This window comes from Microbacterium sp. BE35 (assembly GCF_031457705.1).
GTDB classification, from domain to species: Bacteria; Actinomycetota; Actinomycetes; order Actinomycetales; family Microbacteriaceae; genus Microbacterium; species Microbacterium trichothecenolyticum.
Genome location: NZ_JAVDXD010000001.1, coordinates 575372 through 593569, shown reverse-complemented (window position 1 = coordinate 593569; position 18198 = coordinate 575372). Strand labels below are relative to the sequence as shown.

Genomic DNA, 18198 nt, shown 5'->3' with positions numbered 1-18198 from the left:
TCGCTGTGGGGCCGTGGTCGAGGCCGCTGGCTCGCACCTGATCGCATCCGGTCTGCGACGCCGGCGGTGAATGTCGGAGGTTGGTCCTAATCTCTGGGTAAGAGATCGAGCTCGTGCCCACTTCGTTCGGTCTTCCGTCGCACCCGTCTGGGTGCTGTGCAGCGGGAGCATCATGGGCCAGCGAGTCGACAGTGACGACGCCACCTGGAGTGCGCTCGATCGTGTGGTCGCCGAAGTCCAGTCGACGCGGGCGCAGATCGCGCGGTTGCAGGCGGCGGAGGTGCGGCTGCTCACGGATGCTGCCGATATCGTCCACGCCCGGGAGCAGTCCCGACGGGCGGCGGGTCGCAAGAGTCCGCACGATCTGCCATTGCGGGAGATCTCCGCCGAGCTCGGCGCAGCGATGCGGCTGAGCGATCGCGCCGTGCAGGCGCGGATGTCGGCGGCCAGCACGCTCCGCGAATCGTTCGCCGCGACGTTCGCGGCGCTGACCGAGGGGCGCATCGACTTCGCGCACGCGTCGGCGGTCGTCGACGCCGGGGCGGTGATCGGCGATCCGGTGATGCGGGAGCAGTACGAACGCATCGTGCTCGAGGCAGCCGAGTTCGAGACCCCGCACCGACTCCGGGCGATCGCGCGGGTGGTCGCGGGCCGGATCGACCCCGACCTGGCCGAAGAACTCCGGCGCCGTGCCGCCGGGCAACGGCGGATCCGGGTGATCGACCTGAACGACGGTATGGCGCGACTGCTCGCCGACTTGCCCGCGGTGCTCGCGCACGCGATCTTCGATCGGCTCACCCAGATGGCCGAGACTGAGCGTGACGCCGAACGCGCCGCTGCAAAAGAAACGGAAGCGACAGCCGAAGCGGCGGCGATCATCGCGACTCAATCCAGGGTGACACCGTGGGACGGGCGCGGCGCCGCCGATCCGGCCGTGACGGATGGCGCCGACGCTGTGGACGCACCGAAGGTCCTCATTGCGTTCGACGCGACCGTTGTCGTCGATCGGTCAGGACCGAACGACAGCACCCGCGCGGAGCCCGCGCTCGGCGACGACCCGACCGGCACCTCGCCGGATTCACCCGCCGTCACCACCGGTCCGCAGCAGGATGAGCGATCCTTGGACGAACTCCGCGCCGACATCTTCGCCGACATGATCCTCACCGGAACGCCTACCGGTCACGGCGAGGGCGACATGCTCGCGTCGATCCGTGCCGAAGTGCAGATCACGATCCCGGTGCTCACCGCGGCGCGCAAGAGCAACGAGCCCGCCCTCCTCGCCGGCTACGGCCCGATCGACGCCGAGATCGCTCGCGAACTCGCCGCCGGCGCACCCGGCTGGGACCGCGTGATGTACCACCCGCACAGCGGCCTCCCGATGGCGGTCGACAGATACAGAGCAGACGCGGCCCTCAAACGGTTCCTCCGCGCACGGGATGAGCGCTGCCGATTCCTCGGATGCCCGCACCGGCCGAAACGATCCGACATCGACCACACCATCGACCGCGCGCTGGGCGGGGAGACCAGTGACGACAATCTCGCCCACGTCTGTCGAGGGCACCATACCCTCAAACACGCCACCGTGTGGCGCGTCCGGCAACTCGGCAACGGAGTCCTCGAATGGACCAGCCCCACCCAGCGCCGCTACGTCGACAAACCGCTGTCCACCGTGCAATTCGTACCATCATCGGTGTTCGCAAGATTCCTCGCCACGCCCTACGACGGCGACGCTCCGTTCTGACGGCTGGCGCAGGAGCAAAGTGGAGCAGGCTCTCATCGACCCCTGTTCGGCGACGCGAGCGAGGCCGGGATCAGGCGAGAAGCGATGCGAGAGCGGCGACGTCGTCGTCGCCGTCCGGAACCGCCCGGGACGAAGGCGCGGCGGCATCCGGCAGCAGCACGTCGCTCCCGAGCCGCTCGCGCATCACGCGCAGGAACGGGTCCGAGGCGTCGGCCCCGCCGCGCAGCCGCGCGGCCGCGGCGAGGGCGCGCCGGGCCTCGGCATCCCGTCCCATCGTCGCGAGCCAGCCGGCGATCGAGACCGCGACGTCCGCCACGATCGGGTGGTCGCCGCTGCGGGCGGCAGCCGGGAGCGCCTCGGCGAGCGCGGCGCGCGCCTCATCGGCCCGCCCTTCCAGGAGCAGAGCCTGCGCGCGGCGGGACCGCGACCACGCGATCAGCTGATCCGGGTACGAGGGCAGCATCTCGGCCGCGACGGCGTCGAGGTGCCGCAGCGCCGCAGCCCCGTCGCCCACGGCGATCTCGATGGCGGCGGCGTCCATGTCGGTCTGCGCGATCGCGCGTGGCGAGTCCTCCGCCCGCGCGAGCTCCTTCGATTCATGCAATCGCGCCCGTGCCTCGTCGAGCCGGCCGAGCCGCAGCAGCAGGCCGATGCTCTGCGACCGCTGCTGTACCAGATCGGTCACCGACGTGAGGCCGAGGAGGCCGGCCGACGAGGCGTCGGCGACGGCGAGCGCCTCGTCGAGGCGGCCGGCCAGCTGGAGCCACTCGGATCGCATCTGGCTCGCGAACGCGGTGCCCCAGACGTCGCCGAGCTCGCGGAACATCGACACCGCCTTCTCGCTCTCGACGCCGAGGGTCTGGTTGTCGCCGCCGTTCTGTGCGATCGCCGATCGAAGCATGCTGATCAGGGCGCGGGTCCACGCGGGGGCGTCCTCGAGCCCTTCGTCGCCGATGACGACGTTCCTCGACCACGGCGCGCCCGGACGGTGGTTCTGCGCGGCGGCGAGGATCGCGCGCAACAGCGGCGCGACGGCTGCCGAGATCTCGCTGCGGTGCACGGCGGCGGCCTCGATCACGGGCGGCACCTCACGCTCGAAACGGGCCAGCCCTCCCGCCGTCGGCTCGCCCGGCCGTGCATCGGTGCTCCCTCTCGCGGGAGCGCCGGCGGCCTCGGGCGCTGCCCCCAGCGGATCGCGCCGTGCAGAATCATCGGCCGCGCCGTCGAGGTCTCGCGCGAACGCGGTGCCGAGAAGGGCGATCGCGCGCACCACCACGGCCGCTTCCGAGTCGAGGCTCGCGGCGGCGTCGCCGAACCGCGTCACGCCGGACTGCAGCTCTTCGAAGCGCTCGCGCATCAGCCAGGTCCACAGGCACGCGCGCACGAGGCGCACGCCCACGTCCTCCAGCCCGGCCTGTTCGGCGCAGCAGCGCAGCGCAGCGCTGAGGTTCTCGTCGTCGGCGTCGAACCAGGCGAGGGCCTCGCGCACCTCGGGTCCGCGCAGCCGCGCATCCTCGCGAGCAGCCAGCCTCGTCATCGCCCGCGCCTGCACCGCGCGGAACTCGGCCTCGCGTCCCTCAGTCCGAAGGCGATCGATGCCGTACTCGCGGACGGTCTCGAGCATCCGCAGCCGCCCGTCCGACCGCCGCAGCAGCGACTTGTCGACGAGCCCGTCGAAGGCGTCGGCATCCACGTCGAATGCGTCGCCGATCACCGGCACGTCGCGCACGTCGACCCCGTCGGGGAACACCGCGGCGGCCCGCAGTGCGGTGCGCTCGGCATCCGTCAGCGTCTCCCAGCTCCAGTCGATCAGCGCCCGGAGCGTCTGGTGCCGCGCCTCGATCGCCTTCGGCCCGGTCGCCAGCAGCGCGAAGCGGTCGTCGAGACCGCTGTCGATCTCGGCGATCGTGAGCGTGCGGGACTTCGCCGCGGCGAGCTCGAGGGCCAGCGGCAGGCCGTCCAGGCGCGTCACGATCCGCTCGACGGCGGCTCCCTCGTCGGGCGCCGGCGCAGAGCCGCGCGCGGCTCGGACGCGGCGCGAGAACAGTTCGCGGGCATCGCGGTCAGGAAGCGGGCCGAGGTCGACGAACGCCTCGCCTGCGAGTCCGAGCGGCTCGCGGCTGGTGGCGAGGATCCGCGACCCCGGAGCGCCGCGCAGCACGTCGAGCGCGACTGCCGCGGCTTCCGCCGACACGTGCTCGCAGTTGTCCAGCACCACGAGCAGGGTGCGTCCGGCCAGGGCTTCCGCGACGCGATCGCGCGCGGAGGTCGAGACCAGTTCGCCGACACGGATGCTGCGCCCCACCGCTCCCGCGACGGCCGCCCACACCTCGCCCGGCGCCGCCGGCGCGAGCTCGACCACGATCGCGCCGGGGGCGCGCCGCGCGGTCTCGAAGGCCAGCGTGGTCTTGCCCGCGCCGCCGGGGCCGATGAGGGTCACGAGCCGCTCGTCGCGGAGCTGCTCCCCGATCAGTTCGAGTTCGCGCTGTCGCCCGATCAGCGGAGTCAGCGCCGCAGGCACCGAGGCATCGGCGCTCAGGGCCGGGGGCGTGCGGACCGGTTCCGAGGCCTCGGTCCCCAGCGCCGCAAGGATGCGCGCGGCGTGGGCGCGGTCCTCGAGGAGGTCGCGCACGACCCAGTCGAAGCCTTCGCCCGGAGTCCAGGGGTCGCCGCGCCAGAGGTCCAGCGCCGCGCGCGCGTCACCCGCCGCCGCAGCGGGATCGGTCGCGCGCCGGGCACGGGCCACGAGGTCCTGGAACTGCGCGAGGTCCACCTCGTCGCGGGCGATCGCGAGCCGGTACCCGCCGGGCATCGCCTCGAGCGTCCCCGCGGGCAGAGCGCGTCGCAGACGCGACGCGAGGGATTGCAGCGACGCGCGGGGGTCTTCGGGGAGGTCGTCGGGCCAGACGTCCTCGGCGAGCGAGCGGTACGCGACCGTCGTTCCGGCGTCGAGCGCGAGGCGGAAGAGCAGGGCCTCCTGGCCGCGGCCGCGGATCTCGAGCGGAGCGCCGTCCGCCTCCGCCGCGAGTCCTCCGAAGAACCTCAGCCGCACGTCGTCCACCTTAGGACTCGCGACCCGGCCAGCCGGGGAGGCCGGTCGGGCGGTCAATCCGTGACGGTGTAGGTCGTGTCGCCGGTCTCGCCGGCGAGCACGCGGCGGTAGTCCTCGGCGACGATCTCGCGGAGCACGCCGGCATCGACCGCGTCGAGGTCCTTGATGTACAGGCAGCTGACGCCGGTCTCGTGCGGCCCCAGGTTCGCGAGCCGCTCGCCGTGCGCGGCGGTGCGCAGCGTGTACACCGTCGTGGATTCGCGCCGCGGCGAGAACGCCGCGATCGGGGCGTCGCCCTCGCTGCCGGCCGCCGAGCGGTAGTGGCACGAGCCGAAGCCGATGATGGTGCCCCACAGTTCCGGCTCGCGACCGGTGACATCGCGCAGAAGATCGATCATCCGGACGGCATCGCGCTGCCGCTTCGCGGGGCGCACGGCGGCGACGAACTCGTTGACGTCCCCTCCGGTCTTCTTCATCGCCCGCCCCTCCTGTCAGCCCTTGGCCGCGGCCTTCATCGCGCGCTTGTGCTCGCGCACCTTCGTCAGCGACTCCGGCGAGACGATGTCGGCGACGCTGCGGAACGACCCCTCGTCGCCGTACGAGCCGGCCGTCTCGCGCCAGCCGGCACCCGTGAAGCCGTACTGCTTGCCCAGGAGGGCCAGGAAGATCTTCGCCTTCTGCTCGCCGAAGCCCGGCAGGGCCTTCAGCCGCTTCAGCACGGTCGGCCCGTCCGGTGCTTCGGCGTGCTCCGCGGCCGGGCGGGTCCAGATCGCCGACGCGTCGCCGCCCCAGTCCTGCTCGACCGCCGCGCAGAGCGCCTGCACGCGGGCGGCCATCGAGCCCGGGAAGCGGTGGACAGCCGGCGTCGCCTTGAAGAGTTCCGTGAACGCCTCGGGGTCGAAGCTCGCGATCGCCGCGGCATCCAGCGTCCCCGCCCGCTCCGAGATCTTGAGCGGTCCGGCGAATGCCGTCTCCATCGCGACCTGCTGGTCGAGCAGCATGCCGATCAGCAGGGCGAGCGGGTCGTCGGTGAGCAGGCGGTCGGCGGCGTCGTCGCCCGTGATGTGGAGCGTCATGCGGCCCAGTCTCCCACCGCCCGCCCCCGCCGGCACAGTTCGCGGATGGGAGGATGGGTGGCGTGACCGTCCCCACGGAGCCGTTCCAGGAACTCGTCGACCATGCCCGCGACACGCGTGTCGTCGTGGTCGGCGGCGGCATCGCCGGGCTCGTCGCCGCCTGGGAGTGCGCCAAGGTCGGCATGGCCGTGACGCTGGTGGAGGCATCCGATCGCCTCGGCGGCACCATCGGGTCCGCCCGCATCGCGGGGCTCGAGCTCGAGACCGGCGTGACCTGCTGGTCGACCCGCGGCGGCACGGTGCGGGCGCTCGTCGACGAAGTGCTGACGGATGCCGCGATCGTGCGCCCGCGCGACGACCGCGAGTGGATCGCGGGCCTGCCCAAGGGCGCCGCGGCGCCGCTGCCCACCGAGCAGGTGCTGGGAATCCCTGCCAACCCGTGGGACGAGAGCGTGCGCCGGATCATCGGCTGGGACGGCACGTGGCGCGCGTACGTCGACCGCCTCCGCCCGCCGCTCACGATTGGTGCCCAGCGCAGCCTCGGTCGCCTCGTGCACGGCCGGATGGGCGACAAGGTGCTGGACCGCCTGGTGGCACCGCTCACCATCGACCGCTTCGGCCTCGACCCCGTCGACGTCGACGTCGAGATCGCCGCCCCAGGACTCAGCAACGCGCTCACCCGCACCGGGTGGCTCGGAGGGGCGGTCGCCGACGTGCGCGTCGATGCCCCGAGCGCCTCGATCGAGGGACTGGACGGCGGGATGCCGCAGCTCGCCACCGCGCTCGCCGAGAGGCTCGCCGAGCGCGAGGTCGCGATCCACACCGGAGCGCTGGCGACGGGTCTCGTCCGCGACGACGGACGATGGACGGTCGAGCTCGCGACGATCGCGCCCGAGGGTGCGGCCGCCGCCCCGGACCGGCTCCACGCCGACGCCGTCATCGTCGCGACCGACGAGCCCACGGCGCGCGCGCTCCTGGCCGCCGCGCTCGGCACCCCCGCGTTCGCCGACGTCGCCGCCGCAGGCGTCGCCCGCGACGTCGTGACGCTCGTGGTGGACGCCCCCGAGCTCGATGCCGCGCCGCGCGGCGCCCATGTCCACGCCGTTCCCGGCGGCTCGCGCGCGACCGGGCTCGTCCACGAGACCGCACGGTGGGAGTGGCTGGCGCGGGAGGCGGGCGCCGGACGCCACGTCCTGCGCGTCGCTTTCGGCGCCCCCGGGATCGCTCCGGCGACCGAGGGGCTGTCCGACGCCGACGCGGCGGTGATGGCGGTGGCCGAGGCATCCGTCCTCCTCGGCGTGCAGCTCGACGAGGGCCGGATCGCCGGCGCGCGTCGCGACGCGTACACCCTCGTGCCGCCGGCGTCGACCCTCGGCCGGCGTGAGCGCACCGACGCCGCCCGGGTCGCGATCAGCCGCGCACCGGGGCTCGCCGCCGTCGGCGCGTGGCTGTCGGGAAGCGGCCTCGCGCAGGTCGTCGCCGACGCCCAGGAGGAGGCCGACAGCCTTCGCCACCAGGTCCTGTGGGGTGCCGAGGCGGCAGAGTGAACCCTCCACCGGTGCCCCTGTCAAGGGTGGATGCCGGAATCGGCATACAGGACTACCCTGGGAGGGTCGTCAGGTCACACCGAGCGTGAGGAGACCTCATGAGGGGCAAGGCAGGACTGGTCATCGGACTCGCGATCGGGTACGTGCTCGGTACACGCGCGGGTCGCGAGCGCTACGAGCAGATCAAGACGCAATGGCTGAAGGTGTGGAACGCCGAGCCCGTGCAGAGCCAGGTCGGCAAGGTGAAGGACTTCGCCAAGTCCCAGGCGATGGCGTTGCCGTCGACGCTGTGGGAGTCGGCGGTGAAGGTCACGCAGGCCGCCGGCTCGAAGGGCACCCCCGGGCAGAAGCTGGACGCGGCCATCAAGGTCGGCAAGGACTCGGCCGACGACGTCGGCAAGGCGGCTCAGAGCTCGGCGAAGGCCGTGAAGGACGCCGTCGAGGACGCCGTCGAGGACGCTTCCGAGAACGGTCGCGGCGGGGCTTGACGTGATGACGACCCCCCGCGGCTTCCGCGACCGCGCGGACGACAGCCTGCTCACGCTGCTGGGTGAGATCCCGGAGCTCGTCCGCAACCTCGTCATCGCGGAGATCGACGCCGCGAAGGCCTGGCTCGCCAAGACCGCGAAAGACGGCGGGTGGGGAGCCCTGTGGGTCTTCGCTGCCCTGTTCGTGCTGTTCTGGTCGGTCCCGGTGCTCGGCACGTTCGTGATCGCCGGGCTGTCGTCGTGGTGGCCCGTCTGGCTGTCGGCGCTCGTCGTGTTCTTCGCGATGCTGATCATCACCGCCGTGTTCGCGTTCATCGGCGTCCTCTACTTCCGCCGGATCGGCGAGCGCCGCAACCCGGTCCAATCGATCGCCCTGGACGTGAAGGAGGTGCGCGATGAGCTCTGACGCCCCCGTGCCGCTGTCGAAGAACTCCGTCGCCCTGCCTCGCACCGCTGTGCCCCTCGGGATCGGTGATCCCGTCGAGCAGGCGAGGACCGAGCTCAAGGCGGCGCTCGCCGCCATCGAGCAGAAGGCGAACGTCCCGCGCCGGGTCGAACGCGCCCTCGACGAGCGGATCGAGCAGGCCCGCGCGTTCCATCGCCGCAACCCCGCACTCGCTGCCGTGGTCGTCATCGCGGGCGCCGCCGCGATCGGAGCGGCTGTCTGGGGCTTCGTCCGTCTCTATACGCGCTGATCCCGGCTGCATTCCCGCTCTCCACAGCGCCGAGGCAACGCCTCGCGCGATCGGGGGTATGCTCGGGAGGCAAGGCAGTGCAATGATGCGTTAGCTGCCGATCGCGCGAACCCGATTCGAATCGCGCATCGGCTGCCTCGATCTTTCCTGGGCGGCCGACTGAGCATCATCGAGAGTCGACCCCCGTATGAACACCGCCGCAGCACAGCACCAGTCCGTCAAACCCCTGACCGGCTGGCGCGTTCTCGTGCCCCGCGGCGGCCCCTGGGGCGACGGCGTTGCAGCGACACTCCGCCGTCAAGGCGCGATCCCCGTGATCGCCCCGCTCATCAACTTCGCTCCCACCAACGACCAGGCGTCACTCGACCAGGCGCTCGCCGACCTCGCCGCCGGCAAGTTCGAGTGGCTCACGGTCACGAGCGCGACGACGGTCGATGTCCTCTACGCCTACCGCGCGGTCGTCCCGGCGACCACAAAGGTCGCCGCCGTGGGTGAGACGACCGCTGCCGCGCTCCTGGCCGTCGGCTACCGCGTCGACCTCGTCCCCGAGCGCGACAACTCCGCGGCCGGCATGGCGGAGCAGCTCATCGCCCTCGAGCCCGAGGCCCGCGACATCCTCACGCTCCGCAGCGAGATCGCGAAGCCGGTCCTCACCCGCATGCTCACCGAGGCCGGGCACCGCGTCCGCAGCGTCGTCGCCTATCGCACGGTCGGCGTTCCCGTGACCGAGCGCATCGCCGAGGACGTCCACTCGGGCCGCATCAACGCGATCCTCGTCACCAGCGGCTCGGTCGCGCAGCAGGTGCACGAGCAGTTCCCCGAGATCCCCGACACCACGCTGATCGCCGCGATCGGTCCTCGCACCGCCAAGGACGCGCGCCGCGCGGGCCTCGACGTGGACGTCGTGGCCGACGCGCAGACCGTCGATGCCCTCATCGACGCCGTCGGCAAGTTCTCGCTCCCTCACGCGGCCGACGAGTTCGCCCCGAAGACCGGCATGATCCCGCGTCTCGGCGGCATCGACACCCGGAACTGACGCGCCTGTGACCGGCACGCCCCGCATCGTCGTGCTCGCGGGCGGAGTCGGCGGCTCCCGCTTCGTCCTCGGCGTTCGAGGCGCGCTGCGGGCCCGCGGAATCCATGACACCGCCGCCGCGCTGACGGTCGTGGTCAACACCGGCGACGACATCTGGCTCTCCGGCGTGCGGCTGCAGCCCGACGTGGACTCGATCACCTACGCCCTCGCCGGTGTCAACGACGCCGAGCGCGGCTGGGGCCGGCAGGGCGACACGGAACGCGTCAACCACGAACTGCAGGAGTGGGGTGCCGGCTGGCCCTGGTTCACCCTCGGCGACCTCGACCTCGGCACGCACCTCGCCCGCACCGGCTGGCTGCGCGAAGGACTCACACCCACCGACGTGCTCGAGCGCATGTCGCACCGCTGGGACCTCGGCGCGCGCCTGCTGCCGATGACCGACAGCGAGGTCGACACCGTCGTGGTGCTCGACGACGGTGCGCGCCTGCATTTCCAGGAGTGGTGGACCCGCCACCGCGCGACGCTCGCCCCCGAGCGGTTCGAGAACCCCGGCATCGAGGCGGCCGCCGCCGCCCCCGGCGTCGCGGAGGCGATCGCGGCCGCCGACGTCGTGCTGCTGGCCCCCTCGAACCCGGTGGTGTCGATCGGCCCGATCCTCGCCGTGCCGGGCGTGCGCGAGGCGCTGCGTGCGACGCGGGCCCCCGTCGTCGGCGTCTCGCCGATCATCGGCGGCAAGGTCGTGCGCGGCATGGCCGACGTGTGCCTCACCGCGATCGGCGTCGAGACCTCCGCGACGGCCGTCGCGGGTCTGTACGGAGCCCGCGGGAACGGCGGGCTGCTCGACGCGTGGCTCCTCGCCGAAGAGGACGAGGCCGTCGCCCACGAGGTCGCCGGGCTCGGCATCCGTCCGCTCGTCCGCCCACTCTGGATGACGGATGCTGCGCGCCAGACCGCGCTCGGCGAGGCGGCCCTCGCCGCCGCCGGAGTGTGAGCGTGCCCGAACTCGCGTGGTGGGCGTGGGCCCTGCTCGGCATCGGAGCGGTCGTCGTGGGTCTGTCGAAGACCGCCGTGCCCGGCGCGGGCACGATCGCCGTCGCGATCTTCGCGGCTGTGCTCCCGGCGAAGCAGTCGACCGGCGTCCTGCTTCTGCTGCTGATCGTCGCGGACATCTTCGCCGTGACCATGTACCGCCGCCACGCGGACTGGCGCACCCTGATCAAGCTCGCACCCGCGGTCGTGGTGGGCGTGCTGCTGGGCGTCGTCTTCCTGTGGTTCGCGGACGACGTGTGGGTGAAGAAGTCGATCGGCGTGATCCTGCTGGCGGTGATCGCCATCACACTGCTGCGTCGTCGGTTCGCCTCGGGAGTCGAGACGGGGGGCTCGCACCGCGTCGCCGCGGCGACCTACGGCACGCTCGGCGGCTTCACCACGATGGTCGCGAACGCCGCCGGACCCGTGATGTCGATGTACTTCCTCGCCGCTCGGTTCGAGGTGAAGGCGTTCCTCGGCACGGCCGCATGGTTCTTCGCGATCGTGAACCTGTTCAAGGTGCCCTTCTCGATCGGCATCGGCATCATCACGGTGCCGGGGATCCTCATCGACCTCGTGCTCGTGCCGCTCGTGGTCGCCGCAGCGTTCCTCGGCCGGTGGCTCGCCGATCGCATGCCGCAGTCCGTCTTCGAGAAGCTCGTGATCGCCTTCACGATCGTCGGCGCGGTCTACCTGCTGATCGTCTGACCCGACGCGCTCATCCCCAGGGGGAGGGACGGTCGTTGTCGCGCGTGCTGTCGTCGGGGAGGTGCGGGAGCTCGGTGCCGCCGGCGCGGATGCACAGCCACCGCAGCTGCTCGGGGCTGTCGGGCGTCGCCCGCCACGTGCGCCACACGCCCTGCCCCACCCGCACGACGGTGCCCGGGACGACGTCGACGATGTCGTCATCGAGGCCCATCTGCCCCCGTCCGGCGAGGAAGACGTACAGCTCCTCGACACGCGCGTGCGAGTGCCAGTAGCCCGCCTGCTCACCCGGTTCGAACGCGTTCGCGGTCATGCCGATGTACTGCATCGTCATGTCGTGGTCGACGACGCGGCGCCCGTCGCGAGAGCGGTCGGGCGTGAACCCGCCATAGTGCGCCCGCCACTCGTCGAGCCCGCCCATCTCCAGAACCTGGTAGTCGCTCATCCCGCCAAGCTATCTGTGGTCCCCTCGGGCGCCGCGGTGCCCGAGGGGACGGATGCCGCGGTCTCAGCCCGGGAGAAGGGCCGCCGTGCGCGGGCCCAGACCCAGCATGCGCGCGGCGTCGAGCTGGTCGGCGGTGTCGACGTCGCGGCGCAGAGTCGAGGCATCCGGAATCGGAAGCGCGGTGCACCCCAGCGCGACGTGCCGGGCGAAAGAGCCGTCGCCGAACGACGACGCCCACTCCGCGCCCGCGTTCGCGGTCACCAGGGTCGAGCCCGTGCCCTCCGCGTCGGGCACGACGCCGCGGGGGACGGATGCTGCGGCCCGCAGTGCGTCGGCGAGGTCGGCGGGTCGGAGCGCCGGAAGGTCGCCCAGGAGGGCGGCGCGCGGCATCCGTGCGTTCGGATCGATCGCCGACACGCCGGTCGCCACCGCGGCGTCGAGCCCGCGCGCGTCGCCCTCGGGGACGAAGCGCAGCGCGGGGATCATCGCCGCCTCGCGCGCGAGCGCGGCGTCGTCGGTCACCACCACGACCTGAGCGACGAGCTCGCACGCGGTCGCCGCGGTGAGGGTGTCGAGCGCGATGGCGCGGGCGAGGTCAACGCGGCCGACGCCGTCCACGTCGAGCCGCGTCTTCGCGCGCGCCGACGGCTTGACCGGCACCACGACGACCCAGCGGTGCGTCGGTACGGCCGGTTCCACGGCACGCTTGCGCCGGCCGAACAGCGGGGTCACGCGTACTTCGCGCGCAGGCGCGGGAGGATCTCTTCGCCGTACATCCGCAGGAAGGCGCCCTGGTCGTGGCCGGGGTCGTGGAAGACGAGATGGCGGAAACCGAGACCGATGTACCAGCCGATGCGCTCGACGTGCTCGTCGGGGTCGTCCGACACGATGAACCGCGACGCGGCGCGCTCGATCGGCAGCGCCTCGCCGAGCCGCTGCATCTCGATCGGGTCGTCGATGCCCATCTTCTCCTCGGGCGTGAGCGCGAGCGGCGCCCAGAAGCGGGTCTTCTCCTTCGCGGCCTCGATGGTCTCGTCGAGCGACACCTTGATCTCCATCAGCGTGTCGATCGCGTCGGCCGGGCGGCCCGCCTTCTCGAGCCCTTCGTGCAGCGCGGGAAGCAGGGTGTCGGTGTAGAGCTCGCGCTTCTTGCCCGAGGTGGTGATGAAGCCGTCGGCGATGCGCCCCGCGAGGCGGGTCGCGGCCGGGCCGGCGGCGCCGATGTAGATCGGCACGGGCTCGGGGAGCTTGTCGTAGATGGTGATGTTGCGGGCCGTGTAGTACGTGCCGTCGAAGTTGACGCGGTCCTCCGACCAGAGGCGCCGGATGAGGCCGATGGCCTCCTTGAGTCGCTGGAACCGCTCCGGCGGATCGGGCCACGTGATGCCGAGGTTCGCCTCGTTGAGCGCCTCGCCCGTGCCGACGCCGAGGATCACGCGCCCCGGGTACATCACGCCGAGCGTCGCGAAGTCCTGCGCGACGACCGTCGGGTTGTAGCGGAACGTGGGCGTCAGCACGGAGGTGCCGATGAGCACCCTCGACGTCTTCGCGCCGAGGGCGCCGAGCCACGGAACGGACGCCGGGGCGTGGCCGCCGTCGTGCAGCCACGGCTGCAGGTGATCCGAGATGAAAACCGAGTCGAACCCGGCCTCCTCCGCCTGGATCGCGTAGTCGAGCAGCTCGGCCGGACCGAACTGCTCGGCGGAGGCCTTGTAGCCGAAGCGCAGGGGCGGTGCTTGATTGCTGGGGAGGGTCATGCGGGTATCCCTTCGATGACGGGTTCGGGGAGGAACTCGGAGCCGTCGGCACGGGCGAGGCGCTCCCGGAACGCGTCGACGGTGCCCGGCCACAGCAGCGCGAGCCGGCCCGAGCGCTCGTCGACGTACCAGTTGCGGCATCCGCCGGTCATCCAGCGGGTGGATGCCGCGGCCCGCGCGATCTCGTCGGTGTAGGTGCGCTCGGCCTCGGGGTCGACGCGCAGAACGCGGCCGCCGCGGCCGTCGAGGACCCGCGTGACGTACGCCGCCTGCTCCTCGATCATGAGCACGGACGACGAGTGGCCGAGAGAGGCGTTCGGGCCGTTGAGCACGAAGAGGTTCGGAAAGCCCGCGACGACGGTCGATGCGAAGGCCGTCATCCCGTCGGACCAGTGCCCGGCCAGCGTCGCGCCGCCTTCGCCGCTGACGAGTTCGGCGTAGGGCTGGCGGGTCGAGGCGAAGCCGGTCGCGAGGACGAGTGCGTCGACGTCGTGGCGGGTGCCGTCGGAGGCGACGAGCGTGGAGCCGTCGACCGCGGCGAGTGCCGAGGTCACGAGCGAGACGGCGTCGGACGCGACGGCGGGGTAGAAGTCGTCCGAGAGCAGCACGCGCTTGCAGCCGAAGGCGTAGTCGGGGGTGAGCGCGGCGCGCAGCGCGGGGTCGGCGACCTGCTGCTCGAGGTGAGCGCGCGCCACGGCCTCGGCCTCGGCCGCGGCGGCGGAGTCGCCCGAGCGCGACGCGAAGCGCGCCTCGCCCTCGGCGTAGAGCTCGGCCCGCAGCGTCTCCAGCGCCTGCGGGGTCGCGGCGAACCGGGCGCGGTCGGCGTCGGAGTACGCGTCGCCGCCGCGAGGCACGATCCACGCGGGCGTGCGCTGGAAGAGCGTGACGTGCGCCGCCGCGCGCGCGAGCTCGGGGACGATCTGCACGGCGCTGGCGCCGGTGCCGACGACACCGACGCGAGCTCCCGCGAGATCCGCCGAGTGATCCCAGCGGGCGGAGTGGAACAGCGGCCCGGGGAAGTGCTCGAGCCCGGCGATCCGGGGGATCGCAGGCTCGGTGAGGCGTCCGCACGCGAGCACGAGCACGTCGGCGACGATCTCGCCCGAGGCTGCGGCCTGCCGCCCGGGGCTCTGGGGCGAGGGCCCGGCAGGTGCAGTCGCCAGCCGCCACACCTCGCGCTCGGCATCCCACGCGGCCCCGCGCATCGGGGTGCGCAGGAGAACCCGGTCGCGCAGGCCCCCGGCGTCGACGACGTGCTCGAGGTACGCGTGGATCTCGGCGCCCTTCGCGTACGTGCCCGACCACGCCGGGTTCGGGTGCGCCGCGAAGCCGTAGAGGTGGGAGGGCACATCGCACGCGATGCCCGGGTAGGTGTTGTCGCGCCACGTGCCGCCGACGGATGCCGCCCGCTCCAGCACGACGAAGTCGTCACGGCCCGCCCGTCGCAGCGCCGACGCCACGCCGATGCCGGCGAACCCGGCACCGACGATCGCGACCTCGACGCGGGTCACCGCGGGCCCACCTGAGACTTCGGCAGGCCCAGTGCGGCGCCGTAGGTCGTGGTGCGCAGGCGGAACGGCCGGAACAGGCGCGCGACCATCGCCGAGGCATCCGTCACCGGCAGTTCGAGGCCGTGCTCGATGCCCGCCTCGGGCTTCACACGGCCATCGAGCAGCGTGCCGCCGAGGTCGTCGCCGCCGGACTGCAGCAGCGTGACGGATGCCTCGCGCCCCACGCGCGTCCACGGGATCTGGATGTGCGGGATGCTGCCCGACAGCAGCAGCCGCGACACGGCCACCATGGCCCGGTGCTCGTCGAGCGCCGCGCGGCCGGAGACCAGGGGGACGCCCCCGGCGGGGCCGGGCAGCGGGATCGGCACGAACTCGCTGAATCCACCCCCGGTCGCTGAGCTCGTCGAAGCGTCCTGTATCGCCCGGAGCTGCCGCAGGTGCGCGACGCGCTCCGCGGCGGTCTCGGCATGGCCGTAGAAGATGACGCTCGTCGAGCGCAATCCGGCGCGGTGCGCGGCGGTGATGCCCTCGACCCAGCGGTCGATCTCGAGGTCGGTCGGCGCGACGAGCCCCCGCACCCGCTCGCTCAGCACCTTGACGCCCGTGCCCGGCACGGTGTCGACGCCCGCCTCGCGCATCGCGACGAGGGCTGCGTCGAGAGTGAGGCCGGAGCGGTCGGCGAGGTCGCGCACGTCCTGAGGACGATAGGCGTGGAGATGGATGCCGGGGGCCCCGGCTTTCACCGCGCGCGCGATGTCGAGGTAGCCCGAGGGGTCTTCCGAGGCGGGGAGCAGCCCCTGCACGCAGAGCTCGGTGGCGCCGAGATCCCACGCGTCCGCCGCGATCGCACCGACGTCGTCGAGGGTGAAGGCGGCGGGGTCGTCGCTCGCGGCCGCGCGGAGCCCGGTGGAGGTGAGGTTGCGGTTCACCACGAGGGTGACGGCTTCGCCCACCGTGTAGCGGCGGACGTCGTCGGCGGTCGCCGCGAGCACGTCGAGGTCGTCGCCGGTCGCCTCGAGGAGGGCGATCCACTCGCCATCGTCGAGCGCGAGCGGGTCGGCCGCCGCGGCCTCGGCCAGGCGGCGGACCGTCCGGACTCCGTCCCCCGCACCCGCCCCCGGAGCAGCGTCTCCGGGCACACCCCTCTCCTGTTCCGCAGTCGACTTGTGCGGGTCACCCGGGGCGGGATCCGCCGAGAATGACTGCGGAGCAGCGGGGATCGGGGCGGAGGCAGCGAGCCCGGTCTCGGCGTCCGCGAGCGCCGCGACCGCGGGGCGCAGCGCGGGGTCGATCCACGTCCCCGCGCCGAGCACGAACTCGGGCTGTGCCGTCAGGCGCTCGCGCAGCTCGAAGCCGAGCTCCGCCGTCATCCGGGCGAGGTCGGCGAGGTGCGGCCAGGGGCGCTCGGGGTTGACATGGTCGGCGGTGAGCGGCGAGACGCCACCCCAATCGTCGGCGCCGGCCCGCACCAGCAGCCCGAACTCGGTGGCGTCCGAGAGGTTCGGGGGCACCTGGATGCGCATCCGAGGCCCCATCACGAGCCTGGCCACGGCCACCGCCGCGACGTACTCGAGCAGCTCCGCGTCGGGTGCACCCTGCATCGCGGTGCGGGGCTTCGCACGGAAATTCTGGACGATGACCTCCTGCACGTGGCCCTGTCCGTCGACCCGGTGACGTTCGTGGGCCTCGCGGATCGCGACCAGCGAGTCGGCGCGGTCGCGGGCGGTCTCGCCGATCCCGACGAGGATGCCGGTGGTGAACGGCACGCGCTCGTGCCCGGCGGCGTCGATCACCTCGAGCCGCACGGCCGGGTCCTTGTCGGGAGAGCCGAAGTGCACCTGCCCGGGCTCTTCGAAGAGGCGACGCGAGGTCGTCTCGAGCATCATGCCCATCGACGGCGCCGTGGGCCGCAGCATCCGCAGCTCTTCCGCGCTCATCACTCCCGGGTTGGCGTGGGCGAGCAGACCCGTCTCGGCGGTCACCAGGCGCGCGATGTGCGCGACGTACTCGATCGTCGAGGCGAACCCGTGGTCGTCGAGCCACGCCCGCGCCTCGGGCCAGCGGTCTTCCGGACGGTCGCCGAGGGTCAGCAGCACCTCTTTGCAGCCCATCGCCTTGCCCTGACGGACGACGGCCAGCACCTGCTCGGGCGACATGTACGCCGGCTTGTGCTTCTTGAGGAGCTGCCCGGGGGTGTCGACGAAGACGCAGTAATGGCAGCGGTCGCGGCACAGGGTCGTGAGAGGCACGAACACCTTGCGCGAGTACGTGATCACACCGGTGCGACCGGATGCTGCCAGCCCGGCGTCGCGAACCTCCCCGGCGATCTCCAGCAGGCGCTCGAACCGCTCGCCCGTCCCGCCGAGCAGCGTCTCGGCGTCAGCCGCGTCGAGACGTTCGCCGGCCGCGGCGCGCGCGAGCGCGGCGTCGACGGCGACGGGCGAGGCCGCTGCGGGGGACGCGGTGACGGAGGGGGACACGACGGTCACCGATCCAGTCTTGCACCGCCTGCGGACCCCGGGGCGCTGGATCGTTGCCCTCCCGTAAGCAAATCAGCCCGGTTCCGAGCGCCCACGCTGGCAGACTGGGCACATGGTGACGCTGCTGCTCGACTCGACGCAGCTCGAGGTCGTGCTGTCGGTGTCCGAGCGCGCCCTGTCATTCCGCAAGGGGAATGTCGTCATCGAGCGCTCCACCATCACCAAGGTGCAGCTCACGGACGACGCGTGGACGTGGCTGCGCGGCATCCCGAGCCCCGGCACTCACGTGCGCGGCATCGTCGCGATGGGCACCTGGCGCTCGGCAGGCGGCGACGATTTCGCGATCATCCGCCGTCACCGGCCCAGCGTCGTGATCGACCTCGACGGCCACCCGGAGTACCAGAGAATCATCCTGACCACTCGCCACGGTCTCGCCCTCGTGCAGGCGCTGCGCGTCGAGGTCGCCGCCGAGCCGACCGACGTCGTCGACATCGCCGCCGAGACCGGCACGATCCCCGTCGTCCCCGAGCGCAAGCCGCGGGGACGCAAGACGCCGGCGACGGCCCCCGCCGTCTGACCCTTCGCGGTTCGACTCTGCGCTTCGACCCGCAGGCTCGCTCGACGACCGGCGGCGGC

17 protein-coding genes are annotated in these 18198 nt (G+C 72.6%); 9 read left to right on the top strand and 8 right to left on the bottom strand.

The annotated features are described in order from the left end of the window. The first annotated feature begins 172 nt into the window (after positions 1-172). Positions 173-1741, top strand: coding sequence for a DUF222 domain-containing protein (locus J2Y46_RS02560; RefSeq protein WP_310240008.1), 1569 nt, complete (start codon positions 173-175; stop codon positions 1739-1741). A 70-nt stretch (positions 1742-1811) separates the two neighbouring features. Here the strand turns inward: J2Y46_RS02560 and J2Y46_RS02555 are convergent, their stop codons facing one another. From J2Y46_RS02555 to J2Y46_RS02545, 3 genes are read right to left on the bottom strand one after another with little or no spacing between them, the layout of a single operon-like run. Further along, on the bottom strand, positions 1812-4793 hold the full coding sequence (locus J2Y46_RS02555) for an ATPase (RefSeq protein ID WP_310240006.1): 2982 nt from the start codon (positions 4791-4793) through the stop codon (positions 1812-1814). Between the two features lie 53 nt (positions 4794-4846). Next, positions 4847-5269 carry a DUF1801 domain-containing protein gene (locus tag J2Y46_RS02550; protein ID WP_045298509.1) on the bottom strand — a complete coding sequence of 141 codons (423 nt, stop codon included), beginning with the start codon at positions 5267-5269 and terminating at the stop codon, positions 4847-4849. 15 nt (positions 5270-5284) lie between these two features. Further along, positions 5285-5869 carry an HhH-GPD-type base excision DNA repair protein gene (locus J2Y46_RS02545; protein WP_045298506.1) on the bottom strand — a complete coding sequence of 195 codons (585 nt, stop codon included), beginning with the start codon at positions 5867-5869 and terminating at the stop codon, positions 5285-5287. A gap of 53 nt (positions 5870-5922) precedes the next feature. Between J2Y46_RS02545 and J2Y46_RS02540 the strand changes: the two genes are divergently transcribed. From J2Y46_RS02540 to J2Y46_RS02510, 7 genes are all read left to right on the top strand, one after another. After that, the gene (locus tag J2Y46_RS02540) at positions 5923-7416 is read left to right on the top strand and encodes a protoporphyrinogen/coproporphyrinogen oxidase (protein ID WP_396653143.1); all 1494 of its coding nucleotides are present in this window, start codon (positions 5923-5925) and stop codon (positions 7414-7416) included. A 98-nt stretch (positions 7417-7514) separates the two neighbouring features. Next, the gene (locus J2Y46_RS02535; protein WP_045298503.1) at positions 7515-7904 is read left to right on the top strand and encodes a hypothetical protein; all 390 of its coding nucleotides are present in this window, start codon (positions 7515-7517) and stop codon (positions 7902-7904) included. Positions 7905-7908: 4 nt separating this feature from the next. Continuing rightward, positions 7909-8310: a phage holin family protein gene (locus tag J2Y46_RS02530; RefSeq protein WP_045298738.1), complete on the top strand. Its 402-nt coding sequence runs from the start codon at positions 7909-7911 to the stop codon at positions 8308-8310. Further along, positions 8300-8599: a hypothetical protein gene (locus J2Y46_RS02525; RefSeq protein ID WP_310240000.1), complete on the top strand. Its 300-nt coding sequence runs from the start codon at positions 8300-8302 to the stop codon at positions 8597-8599. Before J2Y46_RS02530 ends, J2Y46_RS02525 begins: the two co-directional genes overlap by 11 nt. 187 nt (positions 8600-8786) lie before the next feature. Next, on the top strand, positions 8787-9635 hold the full coding sequence (locus J2Y46_RS02520; RefSeq protein WP_310239998.1) for a uroporphyrinogen-III synthase: 849 nt from the start codon (positions 8787-8789) through the stop codon (positions 9633-9635). 7 nt (positions 9636-9642) lie between these two features. Beyond that, a complete protein-coding gene (gene cofD / locus J2Y46_RS02515) occupies positions 9643-10626 on the top strand; it encodes a 2-phospho-L-lactate transferase (RefSeq protein ID WP_310239997.1) in 984 nt (327 codons plus the stop codon). A 2-nt stretch (positions 10627-10628) separates the two neighbouring features. After that, complete coding sequence (locus J2Y46_RS02510; RefSeq protein WP_045298495.1) at positions 10629-11372, top strand: sulfite exporter TauE/SafE family protein; 744 nt, start codon at positions 10629-10631, stop codon at positions 11370-11372. Between the two features lie 10 nt (positions 11373-11382). Here the strand turns inward: J2Y46_RS02510 and J2Y46_RS02505 are convergent, their stop codons facing one another. The 5 genes from J2Y46_RS02505 to cofG form a co-directional block, all read right to left on the bottom strand. Next, on the bottom strand, positions 11383-11814 hold the full coding sequence (locus J2Y46_RS02505; RefSeq protein WP_310239995.1) for a cupin domain-containing protein: 432 nt from the start codon (positions 11812-11814) through the stop codon (positions 11383-11385). A gap of 63 nt (positions 11815-11877) precedes the next feature. Continuing rightward, positions 11878-12546: a 2-phospho-L-lactate guanylyltransferase gene (cofC, locus tag J2Y46_RS02500; protein ID WP_310239994.1), complete on the bottom strand. Its 669-nt coding sequence runs from the start codon at positions 12544-12546 to the stop codon at positions 11878-11880. Then, complete coding sequence (gene fgd / locus J2Y46_RS02495; protein WP_310239992.1) at positions 12543-13571, bottom strand: glucose-6-phosphate dehydrogenase (coenzyme-F420); 1029 nt, start codon at positions 13569-13571, stop codon at positions 12543-12545. Before fgd ends, cofC begins: the two co-directional genes overlap by 4 nt. Then, entirely contained in the window at positions 13568-15082 is a 1515-nt protein-coding gene (locus tag J2Y46_RS02490) for an NAD(P)/FAD-dependent oxidoreductase (protein WP_310239991.1), read from the bottom strand. The genes fgd and J2Y46_RS02490 overlap by 4 nt, the downstream gene beginning before the upstream one ends. Further along, positions 15079-17562 (bottom strand): 7,8-didemethyl-8-hydroxy-5-deazariboflavin synthase CofG, encoded by a 2484-nt coding sequence (gene cofG / locus J2Y46_RS02485; RefSeq protein ID WP_396653147.1) that lies wholly within the window; start codon positions 17560-17562, stop codon positions 15079-15081. Before cofG ends, J2Y46_RS02490 begins: the two co-directional genes overlap by 4 nt. Positions 17563-17674: 112 nt before the next feature. On the opposite strand from cofG, the gene J2Y46_RS02480 reads away from it, so the two are divergent. Then, entirely contained in the window at positions 17675-18139 is a 465-nt protein-coding gene (locus J2Y46_RS02480) for a hypothetical protein (protein WP_310239987.1), read from the top strand. Positions 18140-18198: the final 59 nt, after the last annotated feature.